Source organism: Dietzia timorensis, from assembly GCF_001659785.1.
GTDB classification, from domain to species: Bacteria; Actinomycetota; Actinomycetes; order Mycobacteriales; family Mycobacteriaceae; genus Dietzia; species Dietzia timorensis.
In genome coordinates this window covers 2,790,627-2,804,933 of sequence record NZ_CP015961.1, presented here as the reverse complement: position 1 = coordinate 2,804,933, position 14,307 = coordinate 2,790,627, and the positions used below count along the sequence as shown (strand labels likewise).

Sequence of the window (14,307 nt, the reverse complement as noted above, 5' to 3'; positions counted from 1 at the left end):
TCGGCCGCGAACCTGCGGCGATAGCTTCGTCCACTGAGCGGGCGGTGCGCAGGCTTATTGCCAATGCGGTGCTGCGAGGGCAACAGTTGCTCTCATGACGAAGACGAAGACGAAGACGAAGACGAAGACGAAGACACAGAAGAGTGCCGTGCTCGCGTCGCTGGTCGCGTTCGCCCTCGCCGGGAGCGGCGGCTGCGCGAACCAGGCGGCCTCTCCGGTCACGCCGTCGGCTCATGCTGCGATGTCGGCGGGTTCGCTGGGAATGTCGGGCTCGGTGGGATCGGCATCGCTTGCGGGATCGGCAATCGATCAGGACCTGACCGCCCGAATAGTCCACATGATCGACGCGTCCGAAGCCGACGTCGGGGTGTTCGCCCAGTCGCTGGATACCCGCGAAACGGTGGAGATCGGCGCGGACGAGTCGTACCCGATGCTGTCGACCTTCAAGGTCTACGCCGTCGCCGCGTTTCTCGATCGCTTCGGAACGAGTGCGGCACTCGACGACACCGTCACGATCGCCGAACCCGACCTCGTAGACAACTCGCCGGTGACAAGCGAGAACGTAGGCCGCCCCATGAGCTACCGGGACCTGGCCATCGCCGCACTCACGCGCAGCGATAACACCGCCGGCAACCTGCTTCTGCGCAAAATCGGCGGGCCCGCCGAGATCGGCGAATTCGCCGGTCGGGTCGGTGACTCGGCCTCCCGCCTCGACCGCTGGGAAGTGGAACTCAACGAAGCCACTCCCGGCGATGAGCGCGATTCGACCACCGCGCGCGGGCTCGCCGCCGGCTACCGGGCCGTCCTGGATGGGGATGTCCTGACGCCGGAGGCGCGGGATCTTCTCGTCGGCTGGATGGGCGAGACCGAAACCTCGGACAAGTTATCGCGGGCCGAGCTGCCCGAGGGCTGGACTACGGCGGACAAGAGCGGTGGGGGCTACTACGGCACGCGGAACACCGCCGGCCTCGTGCTCGGCCCCGAAGGCCAACGGATACTTCTGGTCGTCCTTTCCCGAGACGGGAAGGATCGGCGCGATGGGCCGTATGCCGAGCAACTCATCTCCGGCATCGCCGCGGAGACGACAGCCCTCGGGCGGTAGCGCCGCCGCTTCCGTTGCCGCAGCGTTCAGGGAATGAGCAGTGGACAGATGCGCCTGCGCACGGCTTCGACGGGAGCGGTGTCGCGAGTGATCCGTGCGGTGAGTATCGCTCCCTCGAGCGAGCTGATCGCGAGCATGCTCAGCTCATCGGCGTCGTCGGCGGAAACTCCGTCCCGGCGAAGCGTCCGGGCGAGCACCCGCACCCATGACTCGAGGATCGTGCGAAGTCGTGGGGCGAACTCTGTATCGTCGTGGATCTCGGCGAGCGCGGAACCAATGGGGCATCCCGAGCGGAACCCAGATCCGCGAAGGCTCTCGGCATAGAATTCGCACATCGCCCCGAGCAATTCCGCGCCCGTGCGGCCCTGCTCCTCCATGTCGATGAGGGCGGCTTCGACCTGCCCGCCGACCTCGTCGAATGCGGCACTCACAAGCTCGCTGCGACCGCCGGGAAAGTGAAAGCCCACCGATCCCCGCGGTGCGCCGCTGCGTTCAAGAACCGCGCGCACCGTCGTTCCCGAAAAACCCCTCCTGCTGAGGATCTCCGTCGCAGCCGTCACCATGTGTCGACGAGTTTCCGTGCGCGCTCCCATTCTCCACACAGTAGCAACGCATTCCACTATGCTCGGCGGCATACAATAGTTCGGAAAGTGGTCCGGACGCCCCAGGCGAGTAGAAAGTGCCCGAATGCGCGAACTCAATGTCCTCACGCCCGGAAAGATCGGCTGGCTCGACAAGCCCGAGCCCGTGCTCGAGAATCCGACCGACGCGCTCGTGCGTCCCTTCATCGCGAGCCGCTGCGATGGCGACGCCCTGCCGATCCACATGCACTCGGCCACCCACAAGGCGATGACGGCGGGCGTGCGCCTCGGCGCCATCGACGCCTCGGTCGGCGATATCGTCGGCCGCACTCCTTTCGAGGGCCCGTTCGGCATCGGCCACGAGGCCATCGGGCAGGTCACCGCCGTGGGAACCGAGGTTGCCGACATGCAGGTCGGCGACGTCGTCGTCGTGCCCTGGGCCGTGTCCTGCGGCACGTGCTACGAATGCTCCCTCGGTCTGACGGCGAAGTGCTCGACTTTCCTGCCGAACTCGCCGGGCAAGACCCTCAATTGATACGGCTTCGGTCCGACGTCAGGAGACTGGGGCGGGGTGATCACCGACGTGCTCCGTATCCCCTTCGCCGACCACATGCTCGTGCGCGTGCCGGAGTCAGTCGACCCGCTGCGCGTCGCGTCGGCGGGCGACAACCTCACCGACGCCTGGCGCGCGGTCGCGCCAGCCCTCGAGCGGCGCCCCGGCGGCAAGGTCCTTGTCATCGGCGGAGGCGCCCAATCGATCGGCCTCTACGCCACCGGCTTCGCCGTCGGCCTCGGCGCCGACCGGGTCGACTACTTCGACGACCGCGCTGAGCGCCTCGAGGTCGCCGAACACTTCGGCGCCACCGTGCACCGCATCCCCAAATCGCGCCGAAAGTCCATCCTCGGAAGCATCTCCGACAGGTATGACGTCGCCGTCGAGGCGTCCTCCCAGGCGCAGGGGCTGCGCGACGCGTTGCGGGCCCTGCGTCCGGGCGGAATCTGCACGGGCACCGGCTACTACCTGATGAAGAACACGGGGCTACCGGTGATGGACATGTATGCCACTAGTTCCGAACTGCACGTGGGAGTGTCGCATGTGCGGCCGCACCTGCCGGCGATGCTCGACTTCTTCGCCACCAGCGGCTTCGAGGCCGAAAAGGTCACCAGCGTGCTCGCCGACTGGGATTCGGCCGAAGAGGCCTACGCGGCCCACACGACGAAGGTCGTGCTTCACCGCCCGAAGCTCGAGCTCGCCGGCGCCGCCGGTTGATGTGAAAGGACACGTTCTATGCCACTGATCGAACTGACCGCACCCGAAGGATCCCTGACCGAATCCGGACGCGCGACCATCCAGAAAACGCTCGTAGCGACCCTGATGCGGTGGGAAGGCGCGCCCGACAATGCGTTCTTCCGGTCCATCTCGTGGTCGTATCTCCACGAGGTTCCCGCCGATGCACAGACCACCGCGGAGGATGAGGAACCGCGATTCCTTGTCAAAGTGACCGTTCCCGCGGGAGCGGTGAGTGACAAGCAGAAGGAGGGCCTTGTCGCCGACGCGACCAAGGACGTGCTCGCGGCCGCGGGATTGGGGGAGGACCAGGCGTTGCGCGTGTGGGTGCTCATCACAGAGCAGGCAGACGGTACCTGGGGCGGAGGCGGGCAAATCTTCCGCTACGCCGATCTCGTCGCCCTGGCGAACGGTTAGATCACGCGGTAGAGGATCTGCCGAGCGAACGTCGTCCGACGCGTTAACCGGCTGCCGCTTAGGCCCCGGCGGCGTTCTGCGCGTCGAACACGGCCTGAAGTAGACCGGGAAAGCGCTGCTCCAGGTCCTCGCTGCGCAGCGAGTTCATGATCGAGGTGCCCACGTACTCCTGCCGGATGACCCCGGCTTCGCGCAGCACTCGAAAGTGGTGTGAGGCCGTCGACTTCGAGACGGGCAGTTCGAAGGTGAGGCACGCCTGGTTATCGTCGCAATGCGACAGCCGGCACGCGATAAGCCGCCGCACCGGGTCGGACAGCGCGGCGAGCACCGCGTCGAGTTGAATGTCCGGCGTATTCGGATGATTGAGCGTGCGCATACGTCCTCCCTCCTGAATTCTCGTAGCGGCGACGTCATACCTCCATCGAGGCGATGCCCTGATTCTAAGGCCTCCCCGAAGTGTGGGCGGTCCCGTCCTGCGCGTTAGTACGATGGTTCTCGAACTATGGTACAACGAAGGGCGTCGAACCAACCGACTCTTCGCTAAAGGAACCCGCATGAGCCACGCCCTGCTCGAACCGATCACCCTCCGCGGCACCACGTTTCGCAACCGTGTGTGGATCCCGCCGATGTGCCAGTACGTCGTCGACGCCGAGGACGGCGTGCCCACCCCGTGGCACCTCATGCACATCGGCTCGTTCGCGCGTGGCGGCGCCGGTGCCGTGATCGTCGAGGCCACCGGCGTCGTTCCGGAGGGGCGGATCAGCCCCCGCGACCTCGGTCTGTGGAACGACACCCAGCGCGATGCCTTCGCGCCGATCGTGTCGTTCGCGCAGTCGCTCGGCGCGAAGGTCGGCATCCAGCTCGCGCATGCCGGACGAAAAGCGTCGACGCACCCGGAGTGGGGCACCGACGGTACGGGGTCACTCACCGAGGCCGAGGGCGGGTGGCAGACCGTCGCCCCCTCGGCGCTCGCCTTCGAGGGGCTCGACGCGCCGGTCGCGCTCGATGAGGCGGGCATCGCCGACCTCGTCAGCGCCTTCGCCGACTCCGCCCGCCGCGCGGTCGAGGCCGGCTTCGATTTCGTCGAGATCCACGGCGCCCACGGCTACCTCGTCCACGAGTTCCTCTCGCCGCTGTCCAACGAGCGCACCGATGCGTACGGCGGCGACCTCGCCGGCCGCTCCCGCTTCCTGTTCGAGATCGTCGACGCGGTCCGCGCCGAGATCCCCCAGGACATGCCGCTTCTCGTGCGCCTTTCCGCAACCGATTGGAATGACGCCGGAGTGACCGTTCCCGAGACCGCCGAACTCGCCGCGCTCCTTGCCGATCGCGGCGTCGACCTGATCGACGTGTCGACCGGCGGCAACGTGCTCGCTGATATTCCGGTCGGTCCGGGCTACCAGGTGCCCGCGGCCGCAGAGGTGCGCGCATCGAGCGGCGTGCCTGTGTCCGCCGTCGGCATGATCGATGAGCCCAAGCAGGCCGAGCAGATCGTGGCCACGGGCCAGGCCGACGTCGCCATGATCGGCCGCGAGGCTCTGCGCGACCCGAACTTCGCGCTGCGCGCGGCCCGCGAGCTGCGCGTGGACATCGACTACGTGCCGCGGCCCTATCACCGCGCGTACAAGTAGCGCGGAAGTCAGTGTGTAGCTCGCCGAGCGCGCACGGCATCTCCGCCGTCATCCCTGATACGCCTACGCTTGTGCCATGCGCAGAAATCTTCCCGCGGCCGAACGCTCGCCGGACCAGGTGTATTCGCTGCTCACGTCGTCGATCGTGCCGCGCCCGATCGCGTGGGTGTCCACGCGCTCGCTCGAGGGCATGCTCAACCTCGCGCCGTACTCGTTCTTCACCGTCGCGTCGCAGGACCCGGCGATCGTGTCGGTGACCTCAGTCGGCCGCAAGGACACGCTCGCGAATGTCCGAGCGACGGGGGAGTTCGTGGTCAATATCGGCTCGGAACATCTCATCGACCAGATCAACGAGAGCTCGGGCGCCTACCCGCGTGAGTTCGACGAGTTCGAGGCCGCCGGCCTCACTCCCGAGGACTCCGAATACATCGACGTCCCGCGAGTGGCGGAGGCGGCCATCGCGATCGAGTGCGCCCTGCACGATCTCCACGAGGTCGGCAACGGGACGCTGATCCTCGGGAAGGTTGTGAACTTCTCGATCTCCGAGTCCGTCCTCGCCGAGGATGGGCTGCCGCTGATCGACAAGGTGCGCCCGCCGTCACGCCTGGGTCGAACCGAATGGGGGCTGGCCCCAGAGGTCACGGAAAGGGAGCGCCCGCAGGTGAAGTAGCCCGCGGGGAATCGAACCTCGCGCGCCCCGCCGCGGCAGGTGTATTACTGGTGCCACGCACATCGCGCCGCGCGGCCCGTCGCACACGCACCGCAGTGCATCCCGCACGGTCGCCGCACCGCGCAGCGCATCCGCGAGAAGGAGTTCGCAATGGCACAGTCAAACAATCAGGTCCCCGTCTTCGAGCTCGGGGGAGGCGTGCAGATCCCGGCGATCGGGTTCGGCGTGTTCCAGACCCCCGCGGAGGAGACCGTCGCGGCCGTCGAAAAGGCGCTCGAGGTCGGCTACCGCCACATCGACACCGCCGCCGCCTACGGCAACGAGCGCGAGGTCGGCGAGGCGATCCGCAATTCCGGCCTCGCCCGGGACGACGTGTTCATCGGGACCAAGGTGTGGCCCACCGACTACGGCTTCGAATCCACGCTGCACGCCTTCGACAAGGCAACGGGCAAGCTCGGCGTCGACACTCTCGATCTGCTCATCCTCCACCAGCCCGCCGTCGACGCGTTCGACCGCACCCTCGAGGCGTACCGTGCGCTGGAGAAGCTGCGCGCCGACGGCAAGGTGCGCGCCATCGGCGTCTCGAACTTCACCCCACCGCTGCTTGACCGGCTGCTCGAGTCCGCCGAGGTCACCCCGGCGGTCAACCAGATCGAGCTGCATCCGTATTTCAGCCAGGTCCCCTCGCGCGACGCGAACGCGCGCCGCGGCATCCTCACGCAGGCCTGGTCTCCCATCGGCGGGATCACGAAATACTATGACGGTGGAGCTCCCGGGCGCGTGGCCTTCGAAGATCCCGAGTTGCTCGACATCGCCTCGGCCCACGGCAAGACCCCGGCGCAGGTCATGCTGCGCTGGCACCTGCAGCAGGGCCGGCAGGTCATCCCCAAGTCCACCAACCCCGCGCGCATCGCCGAGAACTTCGACGTGTTCGATTTCGAGCTCACGGTCAAGGAACTCAAGCGCATCGACGATCTCGACACCGGCAAGCGCAGCGGTCCGGACCCGGACTCCCCGCAGCCGGACTTCTTCAAGATGGAGATCCCGGAGGCCTAACGCGGGCTACCGCACCACGAGATCGCTGTCGGTCGCACTCATCGTGATCGGAGCGATGCGCTTGCCCTTCATCCACCCGTCGACAAACGCCGCCACCGCCGGGTCGGACCCGCGCGCGTCGAACACCTCGGGTGCCAGCTCGACGGCGCCGATGAGATGACGCGGCTGCGCATCGAGTCCCGCCGCGCGCGGGTACATCCGCATCCCGTCGGCGCTGTGCAGCTGCACGGGAATCGTCTCACCGTCCGGCGTCGTCACGCTCGCCGCACGCGTGGTCGCCGCGGGATCGAAACCGTCGACGTGCAGTTCGTACCCCGACGGCGCCGCAGCCTGCCCGGCCGCGTCGAGCAGTCGCGGATCCACCACTGAGTACGGTAGCCCGATATCGAGCAACAGATCCGCGTCGACCATCGCGTCTCGCGAGGGGAGCGAGGCGGTAAAACCCCAGGGTGACGGCGGAGCCAAGGTGTCCACAGAGCGGTCAGTGGGCGCGTTGTCGATGAGATCGTCGTGGAGCTCTTCGCCCGTGGCCTCAAACGTCCACTCTGCGTCCGTGAGCATCTTGTGCCAGAAACCGGTGACGCCATCCCTGCGTCCCTCGACTCTCAACTCGCGGCGGTCTGGACCCGGCCCGGTGGTATTGATGCTGATGGTCGAGGTGATCTCGCCATCGATCTTCGGCTGCTGCGCCCAATCCGGAGCGGGAAGCTGTACGGCCGCCGTCCCGCGATCGAAGAGCTCGAAGATTAGGTTCGAGGCTGACGGCTTGTGCGATTGGTCCTCCCAGCTATAGCGGAAGAAGACGCTGTCCGAGCCGGAGGAATCGAAGTCGAACGTCCGCGTATACATGTCGCCGTACTTGTTCATCACGAACGTTGTCGATCCCGAAGCGGACAGGGACGAGGAGATGAACCGCCCGCCGAGCGGGCCGCCGATCTCGTAGCTGTTGTCGTTGGGAAGCCACGGGTCGGCGTAGGTGATTCGGCTGCCGTCGCCGGTCAACGCGGGCACCATCGTCATCTTCGCGAGCCCGACCGGATGAGTGCGGCCGGCGATGTCGGTGTACTCCTTGGTGTCCCAGGGCGAGGCGACGGACAGCGCCCACGAGTTGTTCTCGATTCCTGACGGCGCCCCGTCCGCGGTAGAACCGGGAACCTTCTGCCCCGGCGCCGACCACAGCATCGCGCCCCACGCCGAGGTCCAGTTCCACGTGATCGGATCCTGGCTCACGTTGTCCATCGTGTACATCCAGCCACGATCATCGACCGCGACCATTTCATCGTCGTCGACGGAGATGGCGACGATGTTTCCGCGCAGGCAACTCGGCGTCGGCACGTGCCGCCACGGCTGAGCATCGCCCGAGCGCGGCCGCGTGAGCATCGCCCCCTCGACGAGCGCGAACTCGTAAAACCGATTGAACTGCGTGCGCGGTGTGCGCAGGTCGACGCGCGAGGGAGCATGGGCGCCGTCATAGGTGGGGAGGTTGTCCAGGCCGAACTGGCCGGCACCCGAGGGCAGACCGGGCGGGAGCTGCGCGGTGCCGAACGGGACGCACGCCTCCGGGCCGCCCAGTGCGACGGCCGATTGTGCGTCCGCGCTTGCGGGCGACAGGGTGAGGCCGAGCGCGAGAAGCGGAACGAACGCGGCGAGGCGACGTGAACGTGAGCGGATCCCGGGCGTAGTCATGGTGCCGAAGTGTGCCCGAATCGCCGCGCTGCCGAGGGCGAATTGCGGAGCTCGGAACGGGGGCTAGCGGCGCTCATGCGGCAGCGTAATGGGGCCGAATTACGCATTGGCGCAGAAAAATTTTGTAAGAGTTTTGCGAATTGTTGCGTTTGGGATGCGCTGCACGGATGAAGAAAAATTATTTGCGGCCAAAGCGAAATTGGATATTCGGCGGTACGGAATGTGTAACAGGTCACGGTGGGCGGTCGACAGTCCTGGTGTGACGGGTGAGCAAATCCTCCGGCGAATGCGCTGGTACTCGCCCTGGAGGTCACTCGCAATCGCTGCATCCCTTGGTCAGCGAAAACAAGGAGATCATCATGTGTGCCACTCATTCCCCGACAAATGTAAACGACGATAACCGGCAGGCTGGTTCTCGTAATGTCGGTCGTCGCGCGCTCGCTGCCGCCGTCACCGCAGGCGCTTTCGTTGGACTCTCTGGCGTCGTCGCGCCGATGGCCTCGGCGCAAGAAGAGGTCAAGGGCAAGATCGGCGAAGAGTACGTCGCCGCGGCCGAGGCGAACGGCCAGACTCCCGAGGAGTTCTTCGGCGCGGCCACCTCGCCGGAGCTCGATGCGGCCAATGGCGGCAAGTTCCAGACCTTCGAGAAAGACAAGAAGTCGATCTACTGGAATCCTGACGTCGCCGGTGGCCAGGCCAATCAGGTCGGCGGAGATATCTTCGACCTGTGGGGCGAGACCACGATGAACGGTTCCCCTGGATACGAATGGGGCCCGCTGCACTACCCGACGACGCGCGAGTGGTCGACGAACGAATCCGGTGCATCCGGTGTTACCGGCCGAGGCAACCACTTCGAAGGCGGCTCGATCTACTGGTCGCCGGACCACGGGGCTCAGCTGGTCTGGGGTCTCGTGCGGGACGCGTGGTGGCACATTGGCGCCGAGTCGAGTGAGCTCGGACTGCCCATCGCGCCCGAAACTTTCGACGGCTCGGGGTGGATGCAGAAGTTCGAGGGCGGCGTCGTTGTCGTCCGGACCGACGGGCTGGCGCGAGTGTCGACGGAGAATTCGCCGGCCGGCACCGAGCCGGTGCCGATCAACGAGCTGACAATCGGATAACGGATCCGCAAGTCGGCGACGTACGGCTGCGAGCCACGTGATGCGGCGGCGACCTGGAGTCAGGTTGCCGCCGCATTCGTGTGCCGCGATCGCCCTTGGTGCCACGTCCGTGCCATCCCTGTCTGTCCTTCCGGTTAGCCGGACATCCAGCTCCCGTCGGCGTCGGCAAAAGCTGGTTCTGGGGAGTCGAAATTCGAGCTTGGCCTAGTCAAGTGACGGCCGTTTCGTCACGTTCCCAAGCCCGTACTCGGCGCCCGAAATAAACCGCTACGCCAGTACACAAACCGTCGTGTCATGACGCGGGTGAAAGGTGACTCGCGCTTCGGTCTGGGGGCGGCGGGAGTGGCGGCGGCCGGGATTGGGCGATTTCTGGCGATTCTGGGCGTGCGCGAAGGCTGCGTTGGGGCGCCCGAAATTGCGGCAGCACGTAATTGCAGGTAGGCGAGTTGCGCGTCGGCCGGCTTGGGCATGGACAGGCAACGCGAACTCCGCGATAACCGGGCGGCTGCAGGAAGCGGCCGGCTCGGGGCGCAGGCGGCCGGGAAGGCGCGGCAGCCGGCATGAATGGTTGAAGGCCCGCCCGAGAGATTCGGGCGGGCCTTGGCGGGTGCGGTGGTCGAGCGCGCTGAGGCAGCGATCAGGGATGCGTCGATCTGGGATTAGTCGTCCCAGTCGTCATCCCAGTCATCATCGAAGTCGTCCCAGTCGTCGTCGATGAAGTCGAGGAGGGGCCACGGGACGGTGATCCCGACGGAGCCGAGAGCGGAGTTGACCTGGTGGCGGATGTGAGCGGGGATGTCGATGCCGTCGTAGTGGACGACACCGTGGGTGGAGGGGTCGGCGGGCGCGGTCACGGTCTGGGCCGAAGCCGTGCCGGCTCCGAGTCCAACCGCGAGGGCGATGGTTGCAGGGACAGAGGTCAGGAGGGTCAGTGCCCTCGTCATGTTCTTTGACATGCCTCTACGATCTCGGCGCCGAATGAGGGCAGAATGAAACGATTATGAGGAGCAATTCATGTTCGGCGTCCGGGTGTGATCACTCGCCTCGGTAGCCGTCGAAGGCTGCCTCTACATCTGCAGTGGAGAGTCCGTAGTCGGCCAACGTGTACGAATGCTTCGGGGCGCGCGCACCGGACAGCGATTTGGTGTTCTCCGCGATCACCGCTGCCTCGACATCCGCCGTGTACTCCGCACCGGCGGCGGCGTAGACCTTGCGGACGGCAGCTCCGGCGTCATCGAGTAGTTCGGAATGCGTGACGTCGACGAACGTGGCCTCCGGATGGCGGGCGCGCGCGGCGGTGAACTCTGAAAGCCCGCGCGACCACAGCTCGAGCTGCGTGCGGCCGATGCGTTCGCGCGTGAAACCGGTGGACCACGTGCCCGCCGCGTGCTCGGCGAGCGAACACATCGAGGCCATCGACTTCACCGGATCGCGATGAGTATGGACGATGACGGCATCGGGGTAGACGTCGAGCAACGCATCCAGCGCGAACAGGTGGCTCGGGTTCTTGAGCACCCATCGCTTACCGGGATCGTTCGCGCCGATGAGCTGCAGGTTGCGCTTGTGTCGGGCGTACGCAGGCCGCCAATCGGTGCCCGCGAGCCACCGCGAATAGCTCGGCAGGTAGGCGAGGCATTCGTAGGAGATCGAGGTGAAGGACTGGCGGAGTAGTTGCCAGCATTCCTCGAGGTCGTCGGCGGAGATGTAGTGGACGCCGCCGAAATCGGGGTGCTCGGTCATGAAGCCCGAGTACAGGTCTCGGATGCCGGTGTACGTCGGATCGGATACCCATTGCTCGCGCGGCGGGCGTGGCTGCGGGACCTCGGTGAGCCACAGCTCGAGGCCCTGGTGGGCCGGGTCCGCGCCGAGCAGGCGATGCAGCGCGGTGGTGCCGGTGCGCGGCAGGCCGGTGACGAAGATCGGCCGCTCTACTTGTGTATCGAGAACGCCCGGGCGGCGCGCGATCCCGTCCTCGGCGAGCAGGCGGGCCGCGATTGCGCCTTTGAGGGTCGCGCGGAAATACTTCGACCCCTCCGGGGTGAGCTCGGCGTCGGAGTGCAACGAATCGAGGAGCCGCGAAAGGCCCTCGCGGTGGTGGTCCGCGTCCGGACCGAGCTCGGTGAGCCCTGTCGCTCGCTGCGCGGAGGCGTGGAGATCGTCGACGTCGCCGACGAACGTGCGCGTGGCGTCGGTATTCGGTGCGCTCATCTGGTCGATCCTTCGCGAGTGGCGGGTCCAGCGGGTGGGTTCGCCAGTGTAGGCCCGTACGTTGCGGCGAAGACCACTTTTTCCGACCGCCGGAACCGCCGCGAGGCACCGGCTTTCGGCGCGGGGCGTGCGGTAAAAACAAGGGGAGCGATGCAGGTACACCGGACGCGCGAGGTGCGCCCGGGACGGCGATAAGGGGGAGCGGTGGCACGGTGGCGGCGCTGGGTGGCAGGGGCGATCATCGTGCCCGCGCTCGCGGCGGGCTCGGCGAGCTGCAGCTTCCTCTCCGACGAGGTGCCGGTCCCCGAGATCCCGCTGACCTCCGCCGAGCGCGACTGCCTTACCGTGGCCGCCGCGCTCACCGACGCCCAGCTCACCTCACTCGCGCGCGGGATGGACGTGTGGATCCCGCGCGAAAACCTCGAATACCTCGCGTCCATGGCCGCGACCCTCGACGCCCGCGGTGGCGCCCTGGCGCTAGCCGCCTCCACCAAGAATGACGCCGGAGCTCGGCAGATTCTAGGCAACGCGCTGTCGGTGCTCGCCAATCCACAGGTCCACACCCCGGGATCACTCGGCCCTGCGGTAGAGGAATTCGAGGGCCCGGGCCCGGATGCGGCGGTGGACCCCGCGTGCTTCGACCCGTCGCCCGAGGACTTTTCCGCACACGACGCGGCTTCGGCTGAGCTCGAGGAGAATCCGGACTACTCCGGGCGCGCGCGGTCGGAGTCGGAGGCCCGTGGCCGGGCCGCCGAGCAGGCACGTGCCGAAGCCTCCGCGGAAGCCGAGGAATCGGAAGAGCCGGGTGCGGGCGAAGCGAGCCACGCTGCGGAACCGGGTGCGCGCGAGCCGGCCGCGGAGTCCGGCAGCGCCACCGAGACGAGCGCCGCCGAGGAGGCCGAATCGGAATCCGCCGACGAGGAGGACGCGCCGGCGCCGATCGTCGTCGAGCGCTTCATCGACATGCGCGGCGACGCACCCGAGTCCGGCGGGATCGATGCTCTGCCGTCGGAGTTGCGGGCGGCGCTCACCTCGAGTCCGGTCGCGTGGAACGCGAGGATCTTCGGTCTCGGTGGGCGGGTCACCCTACGCACGTTCTCCGAACTCGAATCGGTGTCGGCGGTGGTCGACGCAGCCGACGAGGATGTGCGGCGCGGCTCGGATATCGACCGCGCGTTCATCGCCCGCGCCGGGGAGATCGCTGGCGCGGTTGTCGGCCACGGCGGCGGCGATATGTCCGTGCCCGGCGAGCGCAACCGCGTCGCCGAAGACGAGATCGCGCGACTGCTGTCGACCATGATGTCCGCCGCAGCGCCCGACACGACCGCCGTGCACGACGCGTTCGTCACCGGGCGCGAAGGCGGGCCGCAGCGGCTCGGCGAGATCCCCGGCGGAAGCTTCGTCGCGCCGGGCATCGCGGACATCGAACCCGAGGACGCGCGGTACGGCAACCTCGAGTATTCCTCGGCGCATGCGATCGGCCATCTCCTGGCGTTCGACTGGCCCGACGATCCCGGGATAAGGAGCGGCGCGGAAAAGTTGTTCGGAAATCTGGGCGACTCCGACGTCATATTCGAAGGTCCCGAGCAGCCTGCTGAGGCTGCGGCGTTCGCGGGGGAGGCGACGGGAGAGCTCGCGCGGATCGTCGCGGCAGCGCGTGGGCCGCTGCTCAAGGTCGACGGGTACGGGGATCGGCCGATGGGCGTGATCAACCCCGGCGTCTCTACGGCTGTAGCGAATGCGATCGGGCCGCGGCTTCTAGAGCTTTCAGGGGATGACGGCGGACGCGCCGGGCTTTCCGGCGCGCGGCCTCTCGACTCGCTTGAACAGGCGAGCGATGTGATCGCGGTGCTCGCGACGTCCTCCGATGCGGCGAGGACGCTCGCGACGCACGCGGCGGACGGGATCTTCGTGGCCGAGGCGCAGTACGCCGGCGAGCCCGGAGGCGCGGTGGGAGACGAGGCCGCGGACGATGCTGCGGTGGTGCACAAGCGCATCGACGCGGCGCTGACGGATGGGCTGCGGACCGCGTGGGAGCGGATCGACGCGCGCGGGACGAATGCTGAACGACAGCGCGTCGAGGACATGATCGCGAACGGGATATTCTACGATCCGGCGTCGAGCGTGCTCACCAAAGCGCCACGCGGAGTGGATGTTCGGGCCGAGGAGCCGTTCGTCGGGACTCCTGTAATTGCTGCGGATGCGTCGCAGGCGCGACTCGTGCGCGAGGGGGAGCGGTCGGTGGCCGACGTGCTAGATGAGCTCGGGCTCGAGGTGGAGTCTGGACCGGGATCGGCGCGGGCCTTGTACGCGTTCCTCGTGGGTGCGCCTGCGGATCGCGACGTGTTCGAGCGCGAGAAGTGGGAGGACGAGGACGTCGACTTCATCGATGGCGATGACTCGTTCGACAGGCGCGCGGCGGCTGCGAATGAGGAACTGTTCGTTGAGCTGGCCGAGCGGATTGTCGGCGAGACGGACGAGGCCTATGGCGAGGCATTCGACGATGGGTATGCGGCGGGTGACTGGTCGACTCGCTGAATTCAGCTACGG

14 protein-coding genes are annotated in these 14,307 nt (G+C 67.1%); 9 read left to right on the top strand and 5 right to left on the bottom strand.

Annotated features, from left to right (window positions below; all coding sequences use genetic code 11):
• The first annotated feature begins 94 nt into the window (after positions 1 to 94).
• Positions 95 to 1,102 (top strand): class A beta-lactamase, encoded by a 1,008-nt coding sequence (gene bla / locus BJL86_RS13020; RefSeq protein ID WP_067475631.1) that lies wholly within the window; start codon positions 95 to 97, stop codon positions 1,100 to 1,102.
• Positions 1,103 to 1,128: 26 nt separating this feature from the next.
• Here the strand turns inward: bla and BJL86_RS13015 are convergent, their stop codons facing one another.
• Positions 1,129 to 1,695 carry a TetR/AcrR family transcriptional regulator gene (locus BJL86_RS13015; protein ID WP_067475628.1) on the bottom strand — a complete coding sequence of 189 codons (567 nt, stop codon included), beginning with the start codon at positions 1,693 to 1,695 and terminating at the stop codon, positions 1,129 to 1,131.
• Positions 1,696 to 1,789: 94 nt separating this feature from the next.
• Between BJL86_RS13015 and BJL86_RS17635 the strand changes: the two genes are divergently transcribed.
• From BJL86_RS17635 to BJL86_RS13005, 3 genes are read left to right on the top strand one after another with little or no spacing between them, the layout of a single operon-like run.
• Entirely contained in the window at positions 1,790 to 2,218 is a 429-nt protein-coding gene (locus BJL86_RS17635; protein ID WP_231887247.1) for an alcohol dehydrogenase catalytic domain-containing protein, read from the top strand.
• Positions 2,219 to 2,254: 36 nt separating this feature from the next.
• On the top strand, positions 2,255 to 2,953 hold the full coding sequence (locus BJL86_RS17630) for a zinc-binding dehydrogenase (protein ID WP_231887246.1): 699 nt from the start codon (positions 2,255 to 2,257) through the stop codon (positions 2,951 to 2,953).
• 18 nt (positions 2,954 to 2,971) lie between these two features.
• A complete protein-coding gene (locus BJL86_RS13005) occupies positions 2,972 to 3,388 on the top strand; it encodes a tautomerase family protein (RefSeq protein ID WP_067475625.1) in 417 nt (138 codons plus the stop codon).
• Between the two features lie 58 nt (positions 3,389 to 3,446).
• Here BJL86_RS13005 and BJL86_RS13000 read toward each other — a convergent pair whose 3' ends face one another.
• Positions 3,447 to 3,764 (bottom strand): ArsR/SmtB family transcription factor, encoded by a 318-nt coding sequence (locus BJL86_RS13000; protein WP_067475622.1) that lies wholly within the window; start codon positions 3,762 to 3,764, stop codon positions 3,447 to 3,449.
• 178 nt (positions 3,765 to 3,942) lie between these two features.
• Here BJL86_RS13000 and BJL86_RS12995 point away from each other — a divergent pair, with 178 nt between their 5' ends.
• From BJL86_RS12995 to BJL86_RS12985, 3 genes are all read left to right on the top strand, one after another.
• On the top strand, positions 3,943 to 5,019 hold the full coding sequence (locus tag BJL86_RS12995; RefSeq protein ID WP_067475619.1) for an NADH:flavin oxidoreductase/NADH oxidase: 1,077 nt from the start codon (positions 3,943 to 3,945) through the stop codon (positions 5,017 to 5,019).
• Positions 5,020 to 5,095: 76 nt separating this feature from the next.
• Positions 5,096 to 5,689 carry a flavin reductase family protein gene (locus BJL86_RS12990; RefSeq protein WP_067475616.1) on the top strand — a complete coding sequence of 198 codons (594 nt, stop codon included), beginning with the start codon at positions 5,096 to 5,098 and terminating at the stop codon, positions 5,687 to 5,689.
• A gap of 150 nt (positions 5,690 to 5,839) precedes the next feature.
• Complete coding sequence (locus tag BJL86_RS12985) at positions 5,840 to 6,745, top strand: aldo/keto reductase (protein WP_067475660.1); 906 nt, start codon at positions 5,840 to 5,842, stop codon at positions 6,743 to 6,745.
• Between the two features lie 6 nt (positions 6,746 to 6,751).
• On the opposite strand, the gene BJL86_RS12980 is transcribed toward BJL86_RS12985, so the two are convergent.
• On the bottom strand, positions 6,752 to 8,431 hold the full coding sequence (locus tag BJL86_RS12980; protein ID WP_231887245.1) for a hypothetical protein: 1,680 nt from the start codon (positions 8,429 to 8,431) through the stop codon (positions 6,752 to 6,754).
• Between the two features lie 359 nt (positions 8,432 to 8,790).
• Between BJL86_RS12980 and BJL86_RS12975 the strand changes: the two genes are divergently transcribed.
• Positions 8,791 to 9,549, top strand: coding sequence for an LGFP repeat-containing protein (locus tag BJL86_RS12975; RefSeq protein WP_156515348.1), 759 nt, complete (start codon positions 8,791 to 8,793; stop codon positions 9,547 to 9,549).
• Positions 9,550 to 10,208: 659 nt separating this feature from the next.
• On the opposite strand, the gene BJL86_RS12970 is transcribed toward BJL86_RS12975, so the two are convergent.
• Together BJL86_RS12970 and BJL86_RS12965 are read right to left on the bottom strand one after the other, a co-directional pair.
• A complete protein-coding gene (locus BJL86_RS12970; RefSeq protein ID WP_067475610.1) occupies positions 10,209 to 10,505 on the bottom strand; it encodes a hypothetical protein in 297 nt (98 codons plus the stop codon).
• Positions 10,506 to 10,584: 79 nt separating this feature from the next.
• The gene (locus tag BJL86_RS12965; RefSeq protein ID WP_067475607.1) at positions 10,585 to 11,757 is read right to left on the bottom strand and encodes a sulfotransferase family protein; all 1,173 of its coding nucleotides are present in this window, start codon (positions 11,755 to 11,757) and stop codon (positions 10,585 to 10,587) included.
• Between the two features lie 204 nt (positions 11,758 to 11,961).
• On the opposite strand from BJL86_RS12965, the gene BJL86_RS12960 reads away from it, so the two are divergent.
• Positions 11,962 to 14,295: a TPR repeat domain-containing protein gene (locus BJL86_RS12960; protein ID WP_156515347.1), complete on the top strand. Its 2,334-nt coding sequence runs from the start codon at positions 11,962 to 11,964 to the stop codon at positions 14,293 to 14,295.
• Positions 14,296 to 14,307: the final 12 nt, after the last annotated feature.

What these genes read in the sequence shown, in the direction of transcription:
- bla (WP_067475631.1), top strand. Translation starts at nt 95, where the DNA reads ATGACGAAGACGAAGACGAAGACGAAGACGAAGACGAAGACACAGAAG.
- BJL86_RS13015 (WP_067475628.1), bottom strand. Translation starts at nt 1,695, where the DNA reads ATGGGAGCGCGCACGGAAACTCGTCGACACATGGTGACGGCTGCGACG.
- BJL86_RS17635 (WP_231887247.1), top strand. Translation starts at nt 1,790, where the DNA reads ATGCGCGAACTCAATGTCCTCACGCCCGGAAAGATCGGCTGGCTCGAC.
- BJL86_RS13005 (WP_067475625.1), top strand. Translation starts at nt 2,972, where the DNA reads ATGCCACTGATCGAACTGACCGCACCCGAAGGATCCCTGACCGAATCC.
- BJL86_RS13000 (WP_067475622.1), bottom strand. Translation starts at nt 3,764, where the DNA reads ATGCGCACGCTCAATCATCCGAATACGCCGGACATTCAACTCGACGCG.
- BJL86_RS12995 (WP_067475619.1), top strand. Translation starts at nt 3,943, where the DNA reads ATGAGCCACGCCCTGCTCGAACCGATCACCCTCCGCGGCACCACGTTT.
- BJL86_RS12990 (WP_067475616.1), top strand. Translation starts at nt 5,096, where the DNA reads ATGCGCAGAAATCTTCCCGCGGCCGAACGCTCGCCGGACCAGGTGTAT.
- BJL86_RS12985 (WP_067475660.1), top strand. Translation starts at nt 5,840, where the DNA reads ATGGCACAGTCAAACAATCAGGTCCCCGTCTTCGAGCTCGGGGGAGGC.
- BJL86_RS12980 (WP_231887245.1), bottom strand. Translation starts at nt 8,431, where the DNA reads ATGACTACGCCCGGGATCCGCTCACGTTCACGTCGCCTCGCCGCGTTC.
- BJL86_RS12975 (WP_156515348.1), top strand. Translation starts at nt 8,791, where the DNA reads ATGTGTGCCACTCATTCCCCGACAAATGTAAACGACGATAACCGGCAG.
- BJL86_RS12970 (WP_067475610.1), bottom strand. Translation starts at nt 10,505, where the DNA reads ATGTCAAAGAACATGACGAGGGCACTGACCCTCCTGACCTCTGTCCCT.
- BJL86_RS12965 (WP_067475607.1), bottom strand. Translation starts at nt 11,757, where the DNA reads ATGAGCGCACCGAATACCGACGCCACGCGCACGTTCGTCGGCGACGTC.